Genomic DNA, 323 nt, shown 5'->3' with positions numbered 1-323 from the left:
CTCCTGGTATGCGAGAGTTACAACTCGCCGATTGTGTTGAAGGAGTAAGTGAAACTTTTTCTGATGTGGAAGAGTTAGCGATACATTGTCGCTTTTCTGATTGCAGTCATGAGTCAGAACCAGGATGCACAATACGCAAAGCTATTGAAAGCGGTGAGCTTTCTGAAAGACGATTCTCTAACTATGAGAAGCTACTCAGAGAGCAAGCAAGAAATGGCGCCTCATTGGCAGAACAGAGAGCGAACAGTAAACAGCTTTCTAAAATGTACAAAACCGTGCAATCAGAGAGCCGTAATATCAAAAAATCGCCTAAATAGCCGATT

Annotated in this window: 1 pseudogene; it reads left to right on the top strand. The window is 42.7% G+C overall.

What is annotated here, in order from left to right:
- Positions 1 to 317 (top strand): annotated as a pseudogene (locus tag AB4512_RS23435) (GTPase RsgA); the annotation flags it as partial.
- Between the last annotated feature and the right edge of the window lie 6 nt (positions 318 to 323).

This window comes from Vibrio sp. 10N.222.52.B7 (genome assembly GCF_041474275.1).
Lineage (GTDB): Bacteria > Pseudomonadota > Gammaproteobacteria > Enterobacterales > Vibrionaceae > Vibrio > Vibrio crassostreae_C.
This window is presented reverse-complemented; position numbering and strand designations above follow the sequence as displayed.